The 17,322-nt window shown below is 75.1% G+C and carries 11 protein-coding genes; 3 read left to right on the forward strand and 8 right to left on the reverse strand.

Features of this window, described 5'->3' with window-relative positions; translation table 11 throughout:
* Nucleotides 1–116 precede the first annotated feature (116 nt).
* The 6 genes from MUU72_RS08990 to pyrG all read right to left on the reverse strand — a co-directional run bounded on the left by MUU72_RS08990 (nt 117) and on the right by pyrG (nt 8,201).
* Nucleotides 117–737, reverse strand: a complete 621-nt coding sequence (locus MUU72_RS08990) for a hypothetical protein (protein ID WP_248012623.1) — start codon at nt 735–737, stop codon at nt 117–119.
* Nucleotides 722–1,738 carry a ParA family protein gene (locus MUU72_RS08995; protein WP_205363932.1) on the reverse strand — a complete coding sequence of 339 codons (1,017 nt, stop codon included), beginning with the start codon at nt 1,736–1,738 and terminating at the stop codon, nt 722–724. The genes MUU72_RS08990 and MUU72_RS08995 overlap by 16 nt, the downstream gene beginning before the upstream one ends.
* 490 nt (nt 1,739–2,228) lie before the next feature.
* Nucleotides 2,229–3,344, reverse strand: a complete 1,116-nt coding sequence (ald, locus tag MUU72_RS09000; protein WP_248012656.1) for an alanine dehydrogenase — start codon at nt 3,342–3,344, stop codon at nt 2,229–2,231.
* A gap of 167 nt (nt 3,345–3,511) precedes the next feature.
* Nucleotides 3,512–5,614 (reverse strand): tetratricopeptide repeat protein, encoded by a 2,103-nt coding sequence (locus tag MUU72_RS09005; protein WP_248012625.1) that lies wholly within the window; start codon nt 5,612–5,614, stop codon nt 3,512–3,514.
* 189 nt (nt 5,615–5,803) lie between these two features.
* Nucleotides 5,804–6,430 (reverse strand): NUDIX domain-containing protein, encoded by a 627-nt coding sequence (locus MUU72_RS09010; protein WP_248012626.1) that lies wholly within the window; start codon nt 6,428–6,430, stop codon nt 5,804–5,806.
* 97 nt (nt 6,431–6,527) lie between these two features.
* A complete protein-coding gene (gene pyrG, locus MUU72_RS09015) occupies nt 6,528–8,201 on the reverse strand; it encodes a CTP synthase (protein WP_248012627.1) in 1,674 nt (557 codons plus the stop codon).
* A gap of 397 nt (nt 8,202–8,598) precedes the next feature.
* Between pyrG and MUU72_RS09020 the strand changes: the two genes are divergently transcribed.
* Together MUU72_RS09020 and MUU72_RS09025 are read left to right on the forward strand one after the other, a co-directional pair.
* A complete protein-coding gene (locus MUU72_RS09020; RefSeq protein ID WP_372503045.1) occupies nt 8,599–10,428 on the forward strand; it encodes a glycoside hydrolase family 15 protein in 1,830 nt (609 codons plus the stop codon).
* Nucleotides 10,429–10,598: 170 nt separating this feature from the next.
* On the forward strand, nt 10,599–12,224 hold the full coding sequence (locus MUU72_RS09025; protein WP_248012628.1) for a PucR family transcriptional regulator: 1,626 nt from the start codon (nt 10,599–10,601) through the stop codon (nt 12,222–12,224).
* Between the two features lie 17 nt (nt 12,225–12,241).
* Here MUU72_RS09025 and MUU72_RS09030 read toward each other — a convergent pair whose 3' ends face one another.
* Together MUU72_RS09030 and recN are read right to left on the reverse strand one after the other, a co-directional pair.
* A complete protein-coding gene (locus tag MUU72_RS09030) occupies nt 12,242–13,399 on the reverse strand; it encodes a glycosyltransferase family 4 protein (protein ID WP_248012629.1) in 1,158 nt (385 codons plus the stop codon).
* A 422-nt stretch (nt 13,400–13,821) separates the two neighbouring features.
* Nucleotides 13,822–15,558, reverse strand: a complete 1,737-nt coding sequence (recN, locus tag MUU72_RS09035; RefSeq protein ID WP_248012658.1) for a DNA repair protein RecN — start codon at nt 15,556–15,558, stop codon at nt 13,822–13,824.
* A 282-nt stretch (nt 15,559–15,840) separates the two neighbouring features.
* Between recN and MUU72_RS09040 the strand changes: the two genes are divergently transcribed.
* The gene (locus tag MUU72_RS09040; RefSeq protein WP_248012630.1) at nt 15,841–17,292 is read left to right on the forward strand and encodes a S41 family peptidase; all 1,452 of its coding nucleotides are present in this window, start codon (nt 15,841–15,843) and stop codon (nt 17,290–17,292) included.
* Nucleotides 17,293–17,322: the final 30 nt, after the last annotated feature.

Genomic DNA, 17,322 nt, shown 5'->3' on the forward strand with positions numbered 1-17,322 from the left:
CGGTCCCGCGCCGGGGCGGCGGGCTGGTCACGGACGGGAGGCCCCGCCGGAAGGGGCAGGCTATCCCGCCGCGCGCCGCCGGCCGGGCCCCGGGGCGTGTCGGGCGCCCTCGGGGGTCAGCGGCCGCGGAGCCGGCGGACCAGGATGCTGGCCTCGCCGCGGGACTCCAGGTCGGCGAGGACCACGGCCACCGCCTCGCGGACGATCCGGCCGCGGTCGACCGCCAGGCCGTGCTCGCCGCGCAGCACCAGGCGGGCGTGTTCGAGGTCCATGAGCTCCTCGGCGGAGACATAGACGGTGATCTTCTCGTCGTGCCGTTCCCGGCCGCTGGGGCGGCGGTTGGCACCCCGGGTCCGGCGGCGGGCCGGTGCCCCGGCGGACGCCGCGGCCGTCCCGGCCTCCCGCTCGGCGCGGGGCGCCCGCCCGGCCGGTGCCCGGTGCCCCTTGGCGGCCTCCGGCTCCGCCTCCCGGCCGCCGTGCCCGTCCGGCGCCGCGGCGGGGGCGTCGCCGGCCGCCGGGGCCTCGGGCTCCGCGCCGTTCCCGGCCCGGCCGCGGGCCCCGGCGGCGGGCGTCTCCGCCGCGGGGTCCGGTTCGCCGGCCGGCGCCGGGACCCGCGCGTCCTCGCCGCCGGCGGCGACGCTGCCGTTCGTACGGCGGGGAGTGGACGGCTGGAGGCCCACTCCCCCGGTGGTGCGGAACAGTTCGTCGGCTCCGGGCAGACTCACTCGGCGTGACACCGGGCGAGCACCTCCCTGGCGAGCTGGCGATAGGCGGCGGCCCCCACGGAGTTGGAGGCGTAGGTGGTGATCGGCTCACCGGCGACGGTGGTCTCCGGGAAGCGGACCGTACGGCCGATGACGGTGTGGTAGACGTGGTCGTCGAAGGCTTCGACGACGCGCGCCAGGACCTCGCGGCTGTGCACCGTCCGGGAGTCGTACATGGTCGCCAGGATGCCGTCCAGCTGGAGGTCGGGGTTGAGCCGCTCCTGGACCTTCTCGATCGTCTCGGTGAGCAGCGCGACCCCGCGCAGCGCGAAGAACTCGCACTCCAGCGGCACGATGACCTTGTGAGCGGCCGTCAGGGCGTTGACGGTCAGCAGGCCGAGCGAGGGCTGGCAGTCGATGACGATGTAGTCGTAGTCGGGCAGCAGGGGCTTGAGGGCCCGCTGGAGGGTCGACTCGCGGGCGACCTCGCTGACCAGCTGGACCTCGGCCGCCGACAAGTCGATATTGCTGGGCAGCAGGTCCATGTTGGGGACCGCGGTCTTCAGCAGGACCTCGTCGGCGGACATGCCCCGCTCCATGAGCAGGTTGTAGACCGTCAGGTCCAGTTCCATCGGGTTGACGCCGAGGCCGACCGAGAGGGCGCCCTGCGGGTCGAAGTCGACGAGCAGGACCCGGCGGCCGTACTCGGCGAGCGCGGCACCCAGGTTGATGGTCGAGGTGGTCTTGCCGACCCCGCCCTTCTGGTTGCACATCGCGATGATCTTCGCCGGGCCGTGCTCCGACAGCGGTCCCGGGATGGGGAAGTACGGGAGCGGGCGCCCGGTCGGGCCGACCCGCTCGCGGCGCTGGCGCGCCGCGTCCGGCGCGAGCGTGGCCGCGTATTCCGGATCCGGCTCGTACTCGGCGTCCGGGTCGTAGAAGTGCCCCTCGGGCAGGTCGTCGTAGTCGGCGAGACGGGCGGGTTCTCCACTGCCCCGGTCGCCGGCCATGGCGTTCACGTGTTGGCCGTCCATGCTCTGGTGGGCTGTCGTGGAAGTGCTCTGGTGGGCTGCGAAGGTGTGGACCGCTACGGAGCCGACAGCCTCGCGCCCCGAGGGACCCTGGCCCCGTGCAACCGCTCCTGGCCGACCACCTCCGGGAGTAAATGTCGACTCATTCACAAGTCGTCTTACCTCCTTGGATGTGACCAGGAAACTTATCGATAGGTCAGCGTGGCACCATGCCGACGGTTGGCGACTCTATGGCGTGTCGGGCGTCCGCAGCAACACAATCCGCCGGACCCGGCCCGATGTGTCGGTAACGGAACCCCCCGATGTCAAGAGTGCACAGCGCCCAAGACGGATGTTTCGGGGGCAGGCGAATCGGTTAAAGGGCTACGTTCGCGGCGAGTTGGGAGCCGGCCTCCCCGCACCACCTCCGGGGCGTGTCGCACATGCGACCGGCCGGGCCCTGTCGCCAGGGCCCGGCCGGTTGTGCGGTGTTTGACGCGCGCGGTTGACGCCCTTAGCCGAGGAGGGTGCGCAGCTCCACGTACTCCAGGCCGTGGGCCTGGGCGACCTCGGGGTAGACGACCTTGCCGTCGTGGGTGTTCAGGCCCTTGGCCAGCGCCGGGTCACGGCGCAGCGCCTCGACCCAGCCGCGGTTCGCCAGCTCCACGATGTAGGGCAGCGTGGCGTTGGTGAGGGCGTAGGTGGAGGTGTTGGGCACCGCGCCGGGCATGTTGGCGACGCAGTAGAAGACCGAGTTGTGGACCTGGAAGGTCGGCTCGGCGTGGGTGGTCGGCTTGGAGTCCTCGAAGCAGCCGCCCTGGTCGATCGCGATGTCGACAAGGACACTCCCGGGCTTCATCTTGGCGACGAGCTCGTTGGTGACCAGCTTCGGGGCCTTGGCGCCCGGGATCAGGACCGCGCCGACGACGAGGTCGGCCTCGACGACGGCCTTCTCCAGCTCGTAGGCGTTGGAGACGATCGTCTGCACCTTGGTGCCGAAGATCTTGTCGGCCTCACGGAGCTTGTTGATGTCCTTGTCGAGCAGGGTGACGTGGAAGCCGAGGCCCACGGCGATCTGCACCGCGTTCCAGCCGGAGACGCCGCCGCCGATGACGACGGCCTTGCCGGCCTGGACGCCGGGGACGCCGCCGGGCAGCACGCCGCGGCCGCCGGCCTGGCGCATCAGGTGGTAGGCGCCGACCTGCGGGGCGATCCGGCCCGCGACCTCGGACATCGGGGCCAGCAGCGGCAGCGCGCGGTTGGCGGTCTCGACGGTCTCGTAGGCGATGGCGGTGGTGCCGGACTCCAGCAGCGCGTCCGTGCACTCCTTGGACGCGGCCAGGTGCAGGTAGGTGAAGAGCGTCTGGTCCTTGCGGAGGCGGTGGTACTCCTCCGCGATGGGCTCCTTGACCTTCAGCAGCAGGTCGGCGGTGGCCCACACCTCGTCGGCGGTGCCGAGGATGGTGGCGCCGGCGGCGACGTACTCCTCGTTCGTGATGGACGAGCCGAGACCGGCGTCCTTCTCGATGACGACCTGGTGGCCGTGGCGGACGAGTTCGTGGACACCAGCGGGCGTGATGGCCACGCGGAACTCGTTGTTCTTGACCTCGCGGGGGATGCCGACCTTCACGTCGATCACGGTCCTTGAATGAGAGCTTGCGATAGGAATTATCCCTCATGCGCTGCATGACGGAACTGACCGCGCCGAACGCGGCTCGACCAGTCTATTGAAGGACCTCACGTTGTCTAGCCTTGCAAAGGTCTAATTTTCTGGAAGGCCACTACCGATTTCGCAGGTCACTCGGAGGTCTTCTGTGGGATCCTCTCCGCCGCCGCCCGGTGGAGCCGTGCCGCTGCCGGGTCGCCGAGCCGGTCGAGGATCTCCGCAATCCGCAGCTGGAGGCCCGCTTCGAGGGACGTGTCCTTCGCCGCACGGGCGCTTTCCAGGGCCGCCAGGCGGCCGGCGAGCGCCTCGTCCAGCGCCCCGGCGAGCTCGTGGACCCCGGCCGCCGCCGCCTCCGCACGCGCCTGACCTGCGTGATCACCGAGCCTGCGGTACGTGCGGACGGCCGCCCGGCAGTCCTTGAGGGCCTGCTCGTAGCGGCCGGCGCGGCCGTGCGCGGCGCCGATCCGGGCGTGCAGCCGGGCCGCGTCGGACCGCTCGCCCCGGGCCAGCCGCAGTTCCAGCGCCCGCCCGTACCAGTCGGCGGACCGGATCCAGTCGCCCAGCTCGCCGTAGGTGTCGCCGAGCGACTCCAGCGCCCGGCCGGTGGCCACCGGGTCCTGTACCGAGCGGGCGGCCTCCAGGGCGCCGCGGTAGCGGGTGAGCGCCTGCTCGGTCCGGCCGGCCCGGGCGTCCAGGTCGCCGAGGTTGAGCAGCGCGGCGGCCCGCTCGCGCGGCAGCGTGCGCCGCCCGGCGACCTGGAGGACCAGTTCGTGCAGGGTGTAGAGGTCGGGCGCGGCGGCCTCGGGACCGTGGTGGGCGAGCAGGGCGCGGGTGAGCGCGGCGATCAACCGCCGGTCCAGGGTGTCGAGTTGGCCGTCCGCGACGGCCATCGCCGCGGCGTCCAGCAGGGCACCGCGGCGGGTGCGCAGCCAGTGCGCGGCGGCGGCGCGGGTGGGGAAGCGCAGCGGGCGCGGCAGTTCGGCGGCCCGCCGGCGGGCGGGCGACCCGTCCGGTTCGGCGGCGGCCCGGCAGGACTGCACCAGCCGCACCGTCCGCTCCAGCATCCGGGCGCGGGCGAGCTGCACGTCGGCCGGCCGCTCGTCCTCGTGGAGCAGGGCGCGGGAGAGCGGGACCAGGCAGCCGGGGAGGCGGTACTGCGGGCCGGGGCCGCCGTCCGGGTCCGGTGCGGGCTCCCCGGGCACCGGGCGCAGCAGGCCCAGCGCAGCGAAGTCGTGCAGCACCGCGGCGGCCGCGGGCACCGTGCAGCCGCCCAGCGCGGCGGCGGTGTGCGCGTCGACCAGGCCGTCCGGGGCGAGCGTGGCCAGCCGCAGTATCCGGGCGGCGGTCTGCGGGAGCGCCCCGTAGGTGAGGCGGAAGGCGCGGTGCAGGGGCCGGTCGGCGGCCGGGAGGTCGGACGGCACGGGGACGGCGAGCAGTGCCTGGCGCAGGTCGGAGACGGAGAGCTTGGGGCGGGCGGCGAGCCAGGCGCCCGCCAGTATCAGTGCGGCGGGGTGGCCGCCGCACTCCTCGGCGACGGCCTCGGCGGTGCGCGGGTCGACGGTGATCCGGGTCGGCCCGGCGTAGTGGCACAGCACCTCGACGGCGGCCGCGGTGTCCAGTCCGCCCAGGGCGCAGGGCCGGACGTCCGGGATGCCGGTCAGCGGGCCCTGGGAGACGACCACGACCAGGCAGTCCGGGGCGTCCGGGATGAGCGGTTCGACGTCCTCGGCGCCCGGCGCGTCGTCCAGCAGGAGCACCGTCCGGGTGCCGGCCAGGGCCCGGCGCACCGCCTCGGCCAGCTCGTCCTCGCCGGCGCCGGGCGGGGCGGTGGTGCCGAGCGCGGTGAGCAGGTCGCGGGCGGTCCGGGCCAGGCCGGCCGGGGCGCCGTCGCGGCCGGTCAGGACCGCGCGCAGCACGCCGTCGGGGTAGTCGCCGGCGGTCTCCCGCAGCAGCGCCTCGGCGAGCGTGGTCCGGCCGGAGCCGGGGCGGCCGGCGATCAGCAGGACGCGGCTGCGGGCGCCCCGGCGGCCGGTGAGGGTGTCCAGCCCGGCGCGGCCGATGTCGGCCCGGAGCGCCTTGAGCTCGTGGCGGCGGCCGGCGAATCCGGGGAGACCCGAGCGGGCGGCGGCACCGTCCTGGCGGGGCAGTGCGGACCGCCGGTCCCGTGCCGTCGCCCCGGGTCCGCGCGCCGCCTCCGGCGCGAGGTGCCCCCCGCCCACCACCTGGTCCGCCACCGGTCACGCTCCCGTCCGCCTGCGCGTTCGCGTTCCCGTCGCGGGCGCGTCCGGGAACCCTGCCGAGCGTAGTTCACGACCCGTCACGTCCCGTGCCGAGCAGGGCGGTTGGGTCACTCGATCGGATCGGCGGATCATCCGACCGGGACGCGGTGGGCCCCGGCCGGGGCGCGGGCCGGGCGGCCGGGGTCAGGCGGTGAAGGGGCGGGCCGGCCAGGGGGCGCCGGCCGGGCGGAGCGCGTCCAGGCCCTGGCCGGTGCGCGCCGCGGTGACCGCGAGCACGCCGGTGATCAGGCAGCTGTTGTGCAGCTCGCCGGCGAGCACGCCGCGCACCAGCTCGTCCAGCGGGACCCGGGCCAGCTCCATGTCGGCCTCCTCCTCGGAGACCTCGAACCGCTCGCCGTCGGCCTCGGACAGGTCGCGGGCGAGGAAGATCCGCACCGCCTCATCGCTGCCGCCGGGGGAGGTGTAGAGATCGGTCAGCACCCGCCAGTCACCGGCCTGGACGTGCGCCTCCTCGTACAGCTCGCGGCGGGCGGCGTGCAGCGGGTTCTCGCCGGGGACGTCCAGCAGCCCGGCCGGGATCTCCCACAGCTTGTGCCGGACGGGGTGGCGGTACTGGCGCAGCACCAGCACCCGGTCGGCGTCGTCCAGGGCGAGCACCGCCACCGAGCCGGGGTGGACCTGGTAGTCGCGGGTGGCGGTGGACCCGTCCGGCATCACGACGTGGTCGGTGCGGACGCCGGTCTTGGCTCCCTTGAACGGCATACCGGTGCCGGTGACCGTCCACTCCTCCGGGGTGTCCTTGATCGCCATGCGCGTCCTCCTGTGTGTCGCGGCAAAAACGCGGAACCGGGGTGCGGCCTCGCGGAACGAGACCCCACCCCGGCAACGGTAACCGCCGGGCCGCCGCTTACTTCCCGGCCCCCTGCTGCCGCTCCACGGCCGCCTTCACCAGGCCCGCGAAGAGCGGGTGCGGGCGGGTCGGACGGGACCGCAGCTCCGGGTGCGCCTGGGTGGCGACGAGGTAGGGGTGGACCTCGCGCGGGTACTCGACGTACTCGACGAGCTTGTTGTCCGGGGAGGTGCCGGAGAAGACCAGGCCGGCCTTCTTCTCCAGCTCACCGCGGTAGGCGTTGTTGACCTCGTAGCGGTGGCGGTGGCGCTCCTCGACGTAGGGCTCGCCGGCGTAGACCTCGCGGACGATGGAGCCCTCGGCGAGCTTGGCGGGGTACATGCCCAGCCGCATGGTGCCGCCCATGTCGCCCTCGCCGGCGACGATGTCCATCTGCTCGGCCATGGTGGAGATCACCGGGTCGGCCGCCGCCGGGTCGAACTCGGTGGAGTTGGCGCCCTCGATGCCGGCGAGGTTGCGGGCCGCCTCGATGACCACGCACTGGAGGCCCAGGCAGAGGCCGAGCAGCGGGAGCTTGTTCTCGCGGGCGTAGGTGATCGCGCCGACCTTGCCGTCCACACCGCGGTCGCCGAAGCCGCCGGGGATGCAGACCGCGTCGCAGTCGGCGAGCTGGGCCGCGGCACCGGCCGGGGTCCGGCAGTCGTCCGAGGTGACCCACTTGATCTTGACGCGGGCCTTGTTGGCGAAACCGCCGGCGCGCAGCGCCTCGGTGACCGAGAGGTAGGCGTCGGGCAGGTCGATGTACTTGCCGACCAGTGCGACCTTGACCTCGTGCGCGGGGTTGTGGACCCGGTCGAGCAGGTCCGCCCACTGCGTCCAGTCCACGTCCCGGAACGGCAGGTCCAGCTTGCGGACGACGTAGGCGTCCAGGCCCTCGGCGTGCACGACCTTGGGGATGTCGTAGATCGACGGGGCGTCCGGGCAGGCGATGACCGCGGCCTCGTCCACGTCGCACATCAGCGAGATCTTCCGCTTGATGGCGGTGGGCACCTCGCGGTCGGCGCGCAGCACGATCGCGTCGGGCTGGATGCCGATGTTGCGCAGCGCGGCGACCGAGTGCTGGGTGGGCTTGGTCTTCAGCTCGCCCGACGGGCCGATGTACGGGAGCAGCGAGATGTGCACGACGAAGACGTTGTCCCGGCCGACCTCGTGGCGGACCTGGCGGACGGTCTCCAGGAACGGCAGCGACTCGATGTCGCCGACCGTGCCGCCGACCTCGGTGATCACCACGTCGACGTCGTCGGTGGCCAGCCGGCGGATGCGGTGCTTGATCTCGTTGGTGATGTGCGGGATGACCTGGACGGTGTCGCCGAGGTACTCGCCGCGCCGCTCCTTGGCGATCACGGTGTTGTAGACCTGGCCGGTGGTGACGTTCGCCGAGCCGTCGAGGTCGACGTCGAGGAAGCGCTCGTAGTGGCCGATGTCCAGGTCGGTCTCGGCGCCGTCGTTGGTGACGAAGACCTCACCGTGCTGGAACGGGTTCATCGTCCCGGGGTCGACGTTCAGGTACGGGTCGAGCTTCTGCATCGTGACCCGCAGGCCGCGCGCCTTCAGGAGCGCACCCAGGCTGGAGGCGGTGAGCCCCTTGCCGAGCGAGGAGGCGACGCCCCCGGTGACGAAGAGGTGCTTGGTCGTCGAGGCTGCGTTCTTTCGAGAAGCAGTGGGCGGCATGGCCAAGAGGGAGCTCCCGTGGTCGCGAGGTGGAGAGGTGCGCGCCGGCGGTCCTGGAGATTCAGGGGGTGCGGCCGCTGCGGTTCGGGGGTGCCGCATTTCTGCTGGGTCCCACCGGTCCACGGGGTACCAGGCTATCAGCGACCGGGCATGGTCGCGTCCGGCCACGCACCGGAGCGGTCCGCGCGCCCAGGCCACCCGTTCGGACCATCCCCACTCGACGTGAGCATCGCGCGCGGCACCCCCCTGCGTCGTATCCTGCTCGGACACTCGCGACGAGCCGTCCGGGAAGGCACCACCCCCGCCCAGCGGTAGCCGGGGGCGGTGCCCCCAGCCCGATTTTGGTCCCGCCGCTCGGCGACGTTTCATGGGCAGGACGGACAGCACACAACGTCCCATGGGGGGCGTGACTCCAGTTCGACGGGAGACGCACGTGGCCGGGCGCATCGAGGACTACGCACTGATCGGTGATATGCAGACCGCCGCCCTGGTGTGCCGGGACGGCACGGTCGACTGGCTGTGCCTCCCGCGCTTCGACTCACCGGCGGTCTTCGCCGGACTCCTGGGCACCGAGGAGCACGGTTACTGGCGGATCGGCCCGGCCGGGGAGGGGCCGCGGGCCGCGGACCGGCGGCGCTACCGCGGCGACTCGCTCGTCCTGGAGTCGGAGTGGGACACCCCGCGCGGCACCGTCCGGGTGATCGACTTCATGCCGCCGCGGGACGGCGCGCCGCAGGTCATCCGGATCGTGGAGGGCGTCAGCGGCCGGGTGCCGATGCGCTCGGAGCTGCGGATGCGGTTCGCGTACGGCTGGGTGGTGCCGTGGGTGCACAAGGTGGACGGCCGTACGGTCGCGGTGGCCGGGCCGGACTCGGTGTGGCTGGACACCTCCGTGGAGACCTACGGCAAGGACCTGACGACGCTGTCGGACTTCACCGTCTCGCCGGGTGAGCGGATCGCGTTCACGATCAGCTGGCAGCCCTCGCACCACCCCCCGCCGGCCCTGGCGGAGCCGGAGGCGTCGCTGGAGGCGACCGAGGAGTTCTGGCGGGAGTGGGTCGAGCACTGCACGTACCACGGGCCCTACCGCGACGCGGTGGTGCGCTCGCTGATCACGCTCAAGGCGCTGACGTACGCGCCGACCGGCGGGATCGTCGCGGCGCCGACCACGTCGCTGCCGGAGTGCATCGGCGGGATCCGCAACTGGGACTACCGCTTCACCTGGCTGCGGGACGCGGCGATCACCCTGTCGTCGCTGCTGCGCACCGGCTACCGCGAGGAGGCGCGGGCCTGGCGCGAGTGGCTGCTGCGGGCGGTGGCCGGCGATCCGGAGAACCTCCAGATCATGTACGGCATCGCCGGTGAGCGGGAGCTGGGCGAGAACGAGCTGAACTGGCTGCCGGGCTATGAGGACTCCCGCCCGGTGCGGGTCGGCAACGGCGCCGCCGGCCAGCTCCAGCTGGACGTCTACGGCGAGGTCACCGAGGCGCTGCACCTGGCCCACATGACCGGCCTGGCCCGCAACGACTACGCCTCGCTGCTCCAGATCAAGCTGATCGAGTGGGTGGAGAAGCACTGGGACGAGCCGGACGAGGGCATCTGGGAGGTGCGCGGGCCGCGCCGGCACTTCGTGCACTCCAAGGTGATGACCTGGGTCGCGGTGGACCGCACGGTCAAGCTGATCGAGTCCGGGGACGTGGACGGGCCGCTGGAGCGGTGGAAGGACCTGCGGGAGACCATCCACCGGGACGTCTGCGAGAAGGGCTACGACAAGGAGCGGAACACCTTCACCCAGTCCTACGGGTCGCAGGAGCTGGACGCCTCCCTGCTGCTGATCCCGCAGGTCGGCTTCCTGCCGCCGGACGACAAGCGGGTGATCGGCACCATCGAGGCGATCCAGCGGGAGCTGTCCACCGAGGACGGGTTCGTGCTGCGCTACCCGACGGCCGGCGAGGGGCTCGGCGTGGACGGCCTCGAAGGCGACGAGGGGGCGTTCCTGGCCTGCTCGTTCTGGCTGGCCGACGACCTGGCGATGATCGGCCGGGTGGAGGAGGCCCGCAAGCTCTTCGAGAAGCTCCTCTCGCTCCGCAACGACCTGGGGCTGCTGGCCGAGGAGTGGGACCCCCGCCTCAAGCGCCAGGTGGGGAACTTCCCCCAGGCGTTCAGCCACGTGCCGCTGATCGACACGGCCCTGCGGCTGACCGCCAGCGGGGCGTACGGGGGCTGACCGGAGCGGAACGGGGTCGGGGCGGGCGCCCTGGCGGCCGGGTCCGGCAATCGCCGAAGAGCCCTGGTCGGAGGGGAGTTCGCGGGCGGGACGGGCGGGCCGTGCGGGCCGGATCCGGGCGATCCGGACCGCGTTCCTCCGGATAGCTCGGCGCGCGGTAGCGTTCGGCCATGGGGCCGCACGGGACGATCGAAGCCGAGATCACGGTACGCAGGGCGCTGGAGCTGCCGGCGCTGCGGCGCGGTCTGCCGGAGGTGCTGGCCGGCGAGGACCGGCTGGGCCGCCCGGTGCGCTGGGTGCACGCCGGAGAGGTCCCGCACATCGCCTCGCTGCTCAAGGGCGGTGAGCTGCTGCTGACCACCGGGCTGGGGGTCGGCACCCGCCCGTCCGAGCAGCGGGCCTTCATCCGCAAGCTCGCCGACCGGGACATCGCCGCGCTGGTGGTGGAGCTGGGCTCGCGGTTCGACGCGCTGCCGGCGGCGCTGATCGACGCGGCGCGGGACTGCGGGCTGCCGCTCGTGCAGCTGCACCGCGAGGTGCCCTACGTCACCGTCACCGAGGAGATCCACACCGAGATCGTCAACAGCCACTACACCGTGCTGCGCCGCGCCGACCAGCTGCTGCGGCGCTGCACCGACGTACTGCTGCGGGGCGGCGGCGCCCCCGAGGTGCTGCGGCTGCTGGCGGTCTTCACCGGCAACCCGCTGTGCCTGGAGGCCCCGGACGGCAGCCCGCTCTACGCGGCCGGGCCGGGGGGCGAGGACGGCGCGGGGGACGCCGATCCGCTGCTGGCGTGGGAGGGGCTGCGGGAGCGCGGCGTACGGATCGAGGTGCCCGGCGGCGGGCCGGGGCCGGACGCGGTGCGCGCCCGGCTGGTGCTGCTCCCGGTGAACGGGCCGCCGGCGCCGGTGCACCGGATCGCCGCGGAGCGGGCCGCGGACCTGCTGGCCGTGGTCATGCTCCAGTCCCGCCAGGAGGAGGTGCTGGCCGCGCGGGGCCGCGGGGACTTCCTCGCGGAGCTCGCGGAGGGCCGGGTCTCGGCGGCCGAGGCCCCGGCGCAGGCCCGGCTGCTCGGCTTCCGGCCCGGTGCCGACCCGGTGCTGCCGGTGGTGATGCGGCTGCCCGCCGCGCTGCCCTCGCCGGGCAGCTGGGGCCTGCTCGCCCAGGCGCTGCGCGAGGAACTGGCCGCCCCCGGGGTGCCGGTGCTGCTCGGGGTGCGGCCGGTGGAGGGGCGGGTGCCGCTGCTGGTGGCGCTGCGCGGGGGGCAGGACCGGGCGGCGCTGGCCGACCGGGTCGCCGAGGCGCTGCGGGCCGGCGTCGTACGGGCCGGCCTGGACCGGCCGGCCGCGCCCCGCCCGGTCGTGGTGGTCGGCGCGGCGGGCGACTGGGCGGCGGCCGGGCCCGGGCTGCGGCACGCGGCGGAGGCGGCGGCCGCCGCGCAGGGGCTGCCGGAGGCGCCCTGGTACGACGCCCGGCGGCTGGACATCGAGCTGCTGCTGTGGCGGATGCGGGAGCACGGCGAGCAGGGCGTGCTCACCGACTTCGTCGAGCGCGCCATCGGCCCGCTGCTGGCCCACGACCGCGCCGCCCGCCAGCCGCTGCTGCCGACCCTGGAGGCGTATCTGGCCAGCGCCGGCCGCAAGGCCGAGACCGCCCGCGACCTGAACGTCAACCGGCAGACGCTCTACGACCGGCTGGCCCGGATCGCCCAGCTGCTGGGCACCGACCTGGACGATCCGCAGACGGTGCTGGGGCTGCGGCTGGCGCTGCGGGCGCGGCGGCACACCGACCGGTAGGCGGCGGGCCGCCCGGGTCAGTGCGGGCGGCCGGGCCGCGGCGCCTGGGTCAGCTCGTCGTAGACGCTGAGCACCTGGGCGACGGTGTCGTTCTCGCTGGGCCAGCCGGCGGCCTGGATCCGGCCGGCCTCGGCGAGCGCGTCGCGGCGTACCGGGTCGGCGAGCAGGTCCAGCACCGTACGGGCCAGGGCGGTGGCGTCGCCGTAGCGGACCAGCGCGGCGGCCCGGCCGACCAGTTCGCGGGTGCCGCCGGTGTCGGTGGCCACCAGGGGGACGCCGGCCCGCAGCGCCTCCTGGGCGATCAGGGAGCGCGCCTCCCAGCGGCTGGGCAGCACCACCAGGTCGGCGGCGGCGAGGAGTTCGGGGATGTCGTCCCGGCGGCCCAGCAGCTGGACGGGCAGCCGTTCGCCGTCGATCCGCCGCTGGAGCGCGGCCCGCCGGTCGCCCTCACCGGCGATCGCGAGCAGCGGCTGGGGGTCCCGTCCGCACCACGCGTGGGCGGCGTCCAGCAGCAGGTCGTGGCCCTGGGACGGCTCCAGCCGGCCGACCGCGAGGAGCAACGGGCGGCCCACCGCGCCCAGTTCGGCGCGCTCCTTCTCCCGGCCGCGGTCCGGGTCGGCGGGGCCGGCGGCGCGCGGCCGCGGGATGGCGACCGGGGCCAGGCGGGCGTCCCGGGCGCCCCGCTCCCGGGCCCGGTCGACGAGGTCGGAGCAGACGCCCAGCACGACCGCCGCGGCCCGGGCCACCCGGCGCTCCCGCAGGTGCGCCACCCCGGCCCGGGGCCCCTCGGTGTGCGCCTTGGTGTGCCAGGTCAGGACGAGCGGGAGCCGGCCGCCGCGGGGGCCGTGCAGGCCGCGCAGCGCGGTCGACGCGCGCAGACCGGCCCGCAGACCGTGCGCGTGCACCAGGTCGGCGTCCCAGCAGGCGGCCCGGAGCACGGCCGTACCGGCCGGGTCCAGCCGCGGCGAGACCGGGACGAACCGGGCGCCGGCCGCGGCGAAGCCGTACGCGCGCTCGGTCTCCGGCGGGGCGCAGACCGTCACCCGGACGCCCCGGGCGACCAGCCCTTCGGCCAGGGAACGGACGTGCGCCGCACTGCCGCCCCCGCCGTGGCCGAGCACCTGGACCGTGCGCAGCGACGACGTCCCGTGCGGCGGCGTCAGGGGGCTGGTCACGAGGCGGGGCTCCTGGGTCGGCGGCGGTACGGACCGTACCGGCGGGGCGGTTTGCTGCGGCGAGGTGCGGCGATGCGCCGGGGCCCGGCCGCGCGCCCGGCCTGCGGGCAGGACGGGGCGGGCGCGCCCCGGCACTGCGCACCGCGCCCAGGATGCCAGTTGGGCGACGTCAATTCGGCACCGTGCGCAGGCCGTTCCGGTGGGAAGTCTCACCCCCGGTTCCCCGGATTCACCCACATGGGCGACGCGATGCGGAAGCGCGACACCACTCGAACGGGGTGGACCAGCGCCTCCGGTCCGCCCCACCGCTGACCGGAACCCGTCCTTCACTGTCCGGATCGGGTCCCTCCGGATACCGCTCCGGAGGCCGGCCGCCCCCGCGGCCGGCCCCGTCGGATCCCGCCAGCTGCCGTCAGCCCCCGTCAGTCGCCGGTGCGGGCGGTCTCCAGCAGCTCCTCGGCGTGCGCCCGGGCCGTTTCGGAGTCCTCCTGGCCGGCCAGCATCCGGGACAGCTCGCGGATCCGGTCCTCGCCCTCCAGGACCGTGACACCGCTGCGGGTGACCGAACCGTCGTGGGTCTTCTCCACCAGCAGCTGCCGGTCGGCGAACGCGGCGACCTGCGGGAGGTGGGTGACCACCACCACCTGCGCGGACTTGGCGAGCCGGGCCAGCCGGCGGCCGACCTCGACCGCCGCCTTGCCGCCGACGCCCGCGTCCACCTCGTCGAAGAGGTACGTGGGCACCGGGTCGGAGCCGGCGAAGACCACCTCCACGGCGAGCATCACCCGGGACAGCTCACCGCCGGAGGCGCCCTTGGCGATCGGGCGGGGCGGGGCGCCCGGGTGCGGGGCCAGCAGGATCTCGACCTCGTCGGCGCCGGCCGGGCCGTAGGCCACGGTGCGGCCGTTCACCTCGATGCCGTCGCCGTCCGCGGCGTCCTCGCCCAGCTCGGTCTGGCGGATGGCGACGCTCACCCGGGCGTGCGGCATGGCCAGTTCGCCCAGCTCGGTGGTGACCGCGGCCGCGAAGCGCTCCGCGGAGGCGGTCCGGGCGTCGGTCAGCTGCTGGGCCAGTTCGCCCAGTTCGGCGCGGAGCGCGTCGCGCTCGGCGGTCAGCTCGGTGATCCGGTCGTCGTCGCCGTCGAGTTCGGCGAGCCGGGCCGCGCTCTGCTCGGACCACTCCAGCACCGCCGCGATGTCCTCGCCGTACTTGCGGGTGAGGTGGGTCAGGGCGGCGCGGCGCTCCTCGACGGCGGCCAGCCGCAGCGGGTCGGCGTCCAGGCCGTCGGCGTAGCCGGCCAGTTCGGTGGCGACGTCGGACATCAGGATGCCCAGCTCGCCCAGCCGGTCGGCCAGCGCGGCCAGTTCGCGGTCGTGGCCGCGGACCGCCTCCAGGGCGCGGTGCGCGCCGGCGACCAGGGTGGTGGCGTCGATGCCCTCGGGGTCCTCGGGGTTGCCGGCCAGCGCGGCGTGCGCGGCGGTGGCGGCGGAGGCCAGCGCCTCGGCGTGGCCGAGCCGTTCGGCCTCGGCGGTGAGTTCGGCGTCCTCGCCGGGCAGCGGCTCGGTGGCGGCGATCTCGTCCAGGCCGAAGCGGAGCAGATCGGCTTCCTGGGCGCGTTCCCGGGCCCGGGTGGTCAGCTCGTCCAGTTCGGTGGCGACGGTGCGCAGCCGGCGGTGCGCGGCGGCGTACTTGGCGAGCGGGACGGCGACCGCGTCCCCGGCGTAGCGGTCCAGGGCCTGGCGCTGGCGGGCCGGCCGCAGCAGGCCCTGCTGGTCGGTCTGGCCGTGCACCGCGACGAGGTCGTCGGCCAGTTCGCCGAGCAGCCCGACCGGGACCGACCGGCCGCCGACGTGGGCCCGGGAGCGGCCCTCGGCGGAGACCGTGCGGCTGATCAGCAGCGCGCCGTCGTCCAGCTCCGCGCCGGCCTCCTCGGCCCGGACGGCCGCCGGCGAGCGGGCCGGCAGGGCGATCCTGCCCTCGACCACCGCCGATCTGGCACCGATCCGCACCAGGGCGGGGTCCGCGCGCCCGCCGAGCAGCAGGCCCAGGCTGGTGACGACCATGGTCTTGCCGGCGCCGGTCTCGCCGGTCACCGCCGTGAAGCCCGGGGACAGCTCGACGACGGCGTCGTCGATGACGCCCAGGGACCGGATCCGCATCTCCTCCAACACGGATACGACCTTACGAGGTCCCGGGGCCGCCCCGCGACGGCCTCCCCCACACCGGCACCCCGCCGCGGGCCCCGGAACCGCCCGGTCCGGCCCCCGCCGGCCCCGTTCCGCACCGGCCGCACGCCCCCGACCTGCGGAAAACCCCACCCCGGAAGCGGGTGGCCGCCGCATGGTGCCGGACCGGGCCGGGCCGCCAGGCTGGCGGCGCGCGCCCCGCCCTCCGCACCGGCCCCCGCGCCGGACGCCCCCACGACCCCATGAGGTACTCCCATGAGTGACCCGGCAGCCCGCCGACCCCGCCGCCGCCCGGCCCTGGCCGCCGCCGCCCTGGCCGCGGCGACCGCGCTGACCGCCTGCGGCGCCCCGCCCCCGGCCCTGGCGGCCGCGGCGGCGGCGCGGGCCGCGGTGCCCTCCCTGGACGGCGTCTGGCGCTCCGACGGCTACGGCACCCTCGTCGTGATCCGCGGCCGCACCCTGCGGACGTACGAGACGACCGCGGTCAGCTGCCTGCCGGGCGCGGTCACCGGCGTCCGGGACGGCGCCCCGGGCCCGGACGGCACGCTGCGCTTCACCGTGCCGGACTCGGCGCCGCTGACGGTGGCCCCGGCGGGACCGGGCCGCGCCACGACCGCGTTCGCCGACAACGCCGGCCACCACACCCTGCTCCGCACCGGCCCGCTCCCCCGGCGCTGCGGCACCCCGCCCCCTCGGGACCCGCGGGCGGTCTTCGACGTCTTCTGGCAGACGTACGCGGAGAACTACCCCTTCTTCCGGGCGAAGGGGATCGACTGGAACGCCGTCCGGGCCCGCTACCGGCCCCGGATCACCGCCCGGACCACGGATGCGGAACTCTTCGCGGTGCTGCGCGCGATGATCGAGCCGCTGCACGACGCGCACACCCGGGTCGTCGCCGGCCCGGACCGCTGGTTCGCCGGCAAGCGCCCCGGCACCGTGCTGCCCACCCCCGCCTTCACCGCCCGGGTCGACGCGGCGCTCGCCGCGGGCCTCGGCCCGCACACCGTCCTGCGGCAGTGGGCGCGGGGCAGGCTCGCGTACGCCGATCTGCCCGGCCGGATCGGGTACTTCCGGGTCACCCAGTTCTCCGGGTACACCGAGCACGGCGGCTTCGCGGGCGACACCGCCGAGCTGGACCGCGCGCTGGACGCGGTGTTCACCACGGCGCGCACCCAGGGGCCGAGGGCGCTGCGCGGGCTGATCGTGGACCTGCGGCTCAACGGCGGCGGCTCGGACGCCCTCGGGCTGCGGATCGCCGCCCGGCTCACCGGCCGGCCCTACCTCGCGTACCGCAAGCGGGCCCGCAACGATCCCGGGGACCCGGGGGCGTTCACCCGGCCCGAGCCGGTCACCGTGCGCCCGTACCGGGGCCCCGTCCACACCGGCCCGGTCACGGTCCTCACCGGCCGGCTGACGGTCAGCGCGGGCGAGACCTTCACCCAGGCGCTGATGGGCCGCTCGCCCGCGCCCGTCCGGATCGGGGAGAACACCCAGGGCGTCTTCTCCGACGTCCTGGGGCGGGCGCTGCCGAACGGCTGGAGCTTCGGGCTGCCCAACGAGGAGTTCCTGACCGCCGGCGGCCGCACCTTCGACGGCCCGGGCATCCCGCCGGACGTCCGCACCCCCGTCTTCACCGACGCCGACCTGGCCGCCCGGCGCGACAGCGCCCTGGCCCGCGCCCGGCGGCTGCCGGTGCCCGACGCCTGACCCGGGAGGCGGGTCCGGCGCCCCCGGTGC

The sequence above is a fragment of the Streptomyces rhizoryzae genome, assembly GCF_023155275.1.
In the GTDB taxonomy this organism is placed as follows: Bacteria; Actinomycetota; Actinomycetes; order Streptomycetales; family Streptomycetaceae; genus Streptomyces; species Streptomyces rhizoryzae.

Excerpts from the sequence above, each read along its gene's own strand:
- MUU72_RS08995 (WP_205363932.1), bottom strand. The coding sequence starts at position 1,738 with ATGGACGGCCAACACGTGAACGCCATGGCCGGCGACCGGGGCAGTGGA.
- MUU72_RS09010 (WP_248012626.1), bottom strand. The coding sequence starts at position 6,430 with ATGGCGATCAAGGACACCCCGGAGGAGTGGACGGTCACCGGCACCGGT.
- pyrG (WP_248012627.1), bottom strand. The coding sequence starts at position 8,201 with ATGCCGCCCACTGCTTCTCGAAAGAACGCAGCCTCGACGACCAAGCAC.
- MUU72_RS09020 (WP_372503045.1), top strand. The coding sequence starts at position 8,599 with ATGGGGGGCGTGACTCCAGTTCGACGGGAGACGCACGTGGCCGGGCGC.
- MUU72_RS09025 (WP_248012628.1), top strand. The coding sequence starts at position 10,599 with ATGGGGCCGCACGGGACGATCGAAGCCGAGATCACGGTACGCAGGGCG.
- recN (WP_248012658.1), bottom strand. The coding sequence starts at position 15,558 with ATGCGGATCCGGTCCCTGGGCGTCATCGACGACGCCGTCGTCGAGCTG.
- MUU72_RS09040 (WP_248012630.1), top strand. The coding sequence starts at position 15,841 with ATGAGTGACCCGGCAGCCCGCCGACCCCGCCGCCGCCCGGCCCTGGCC.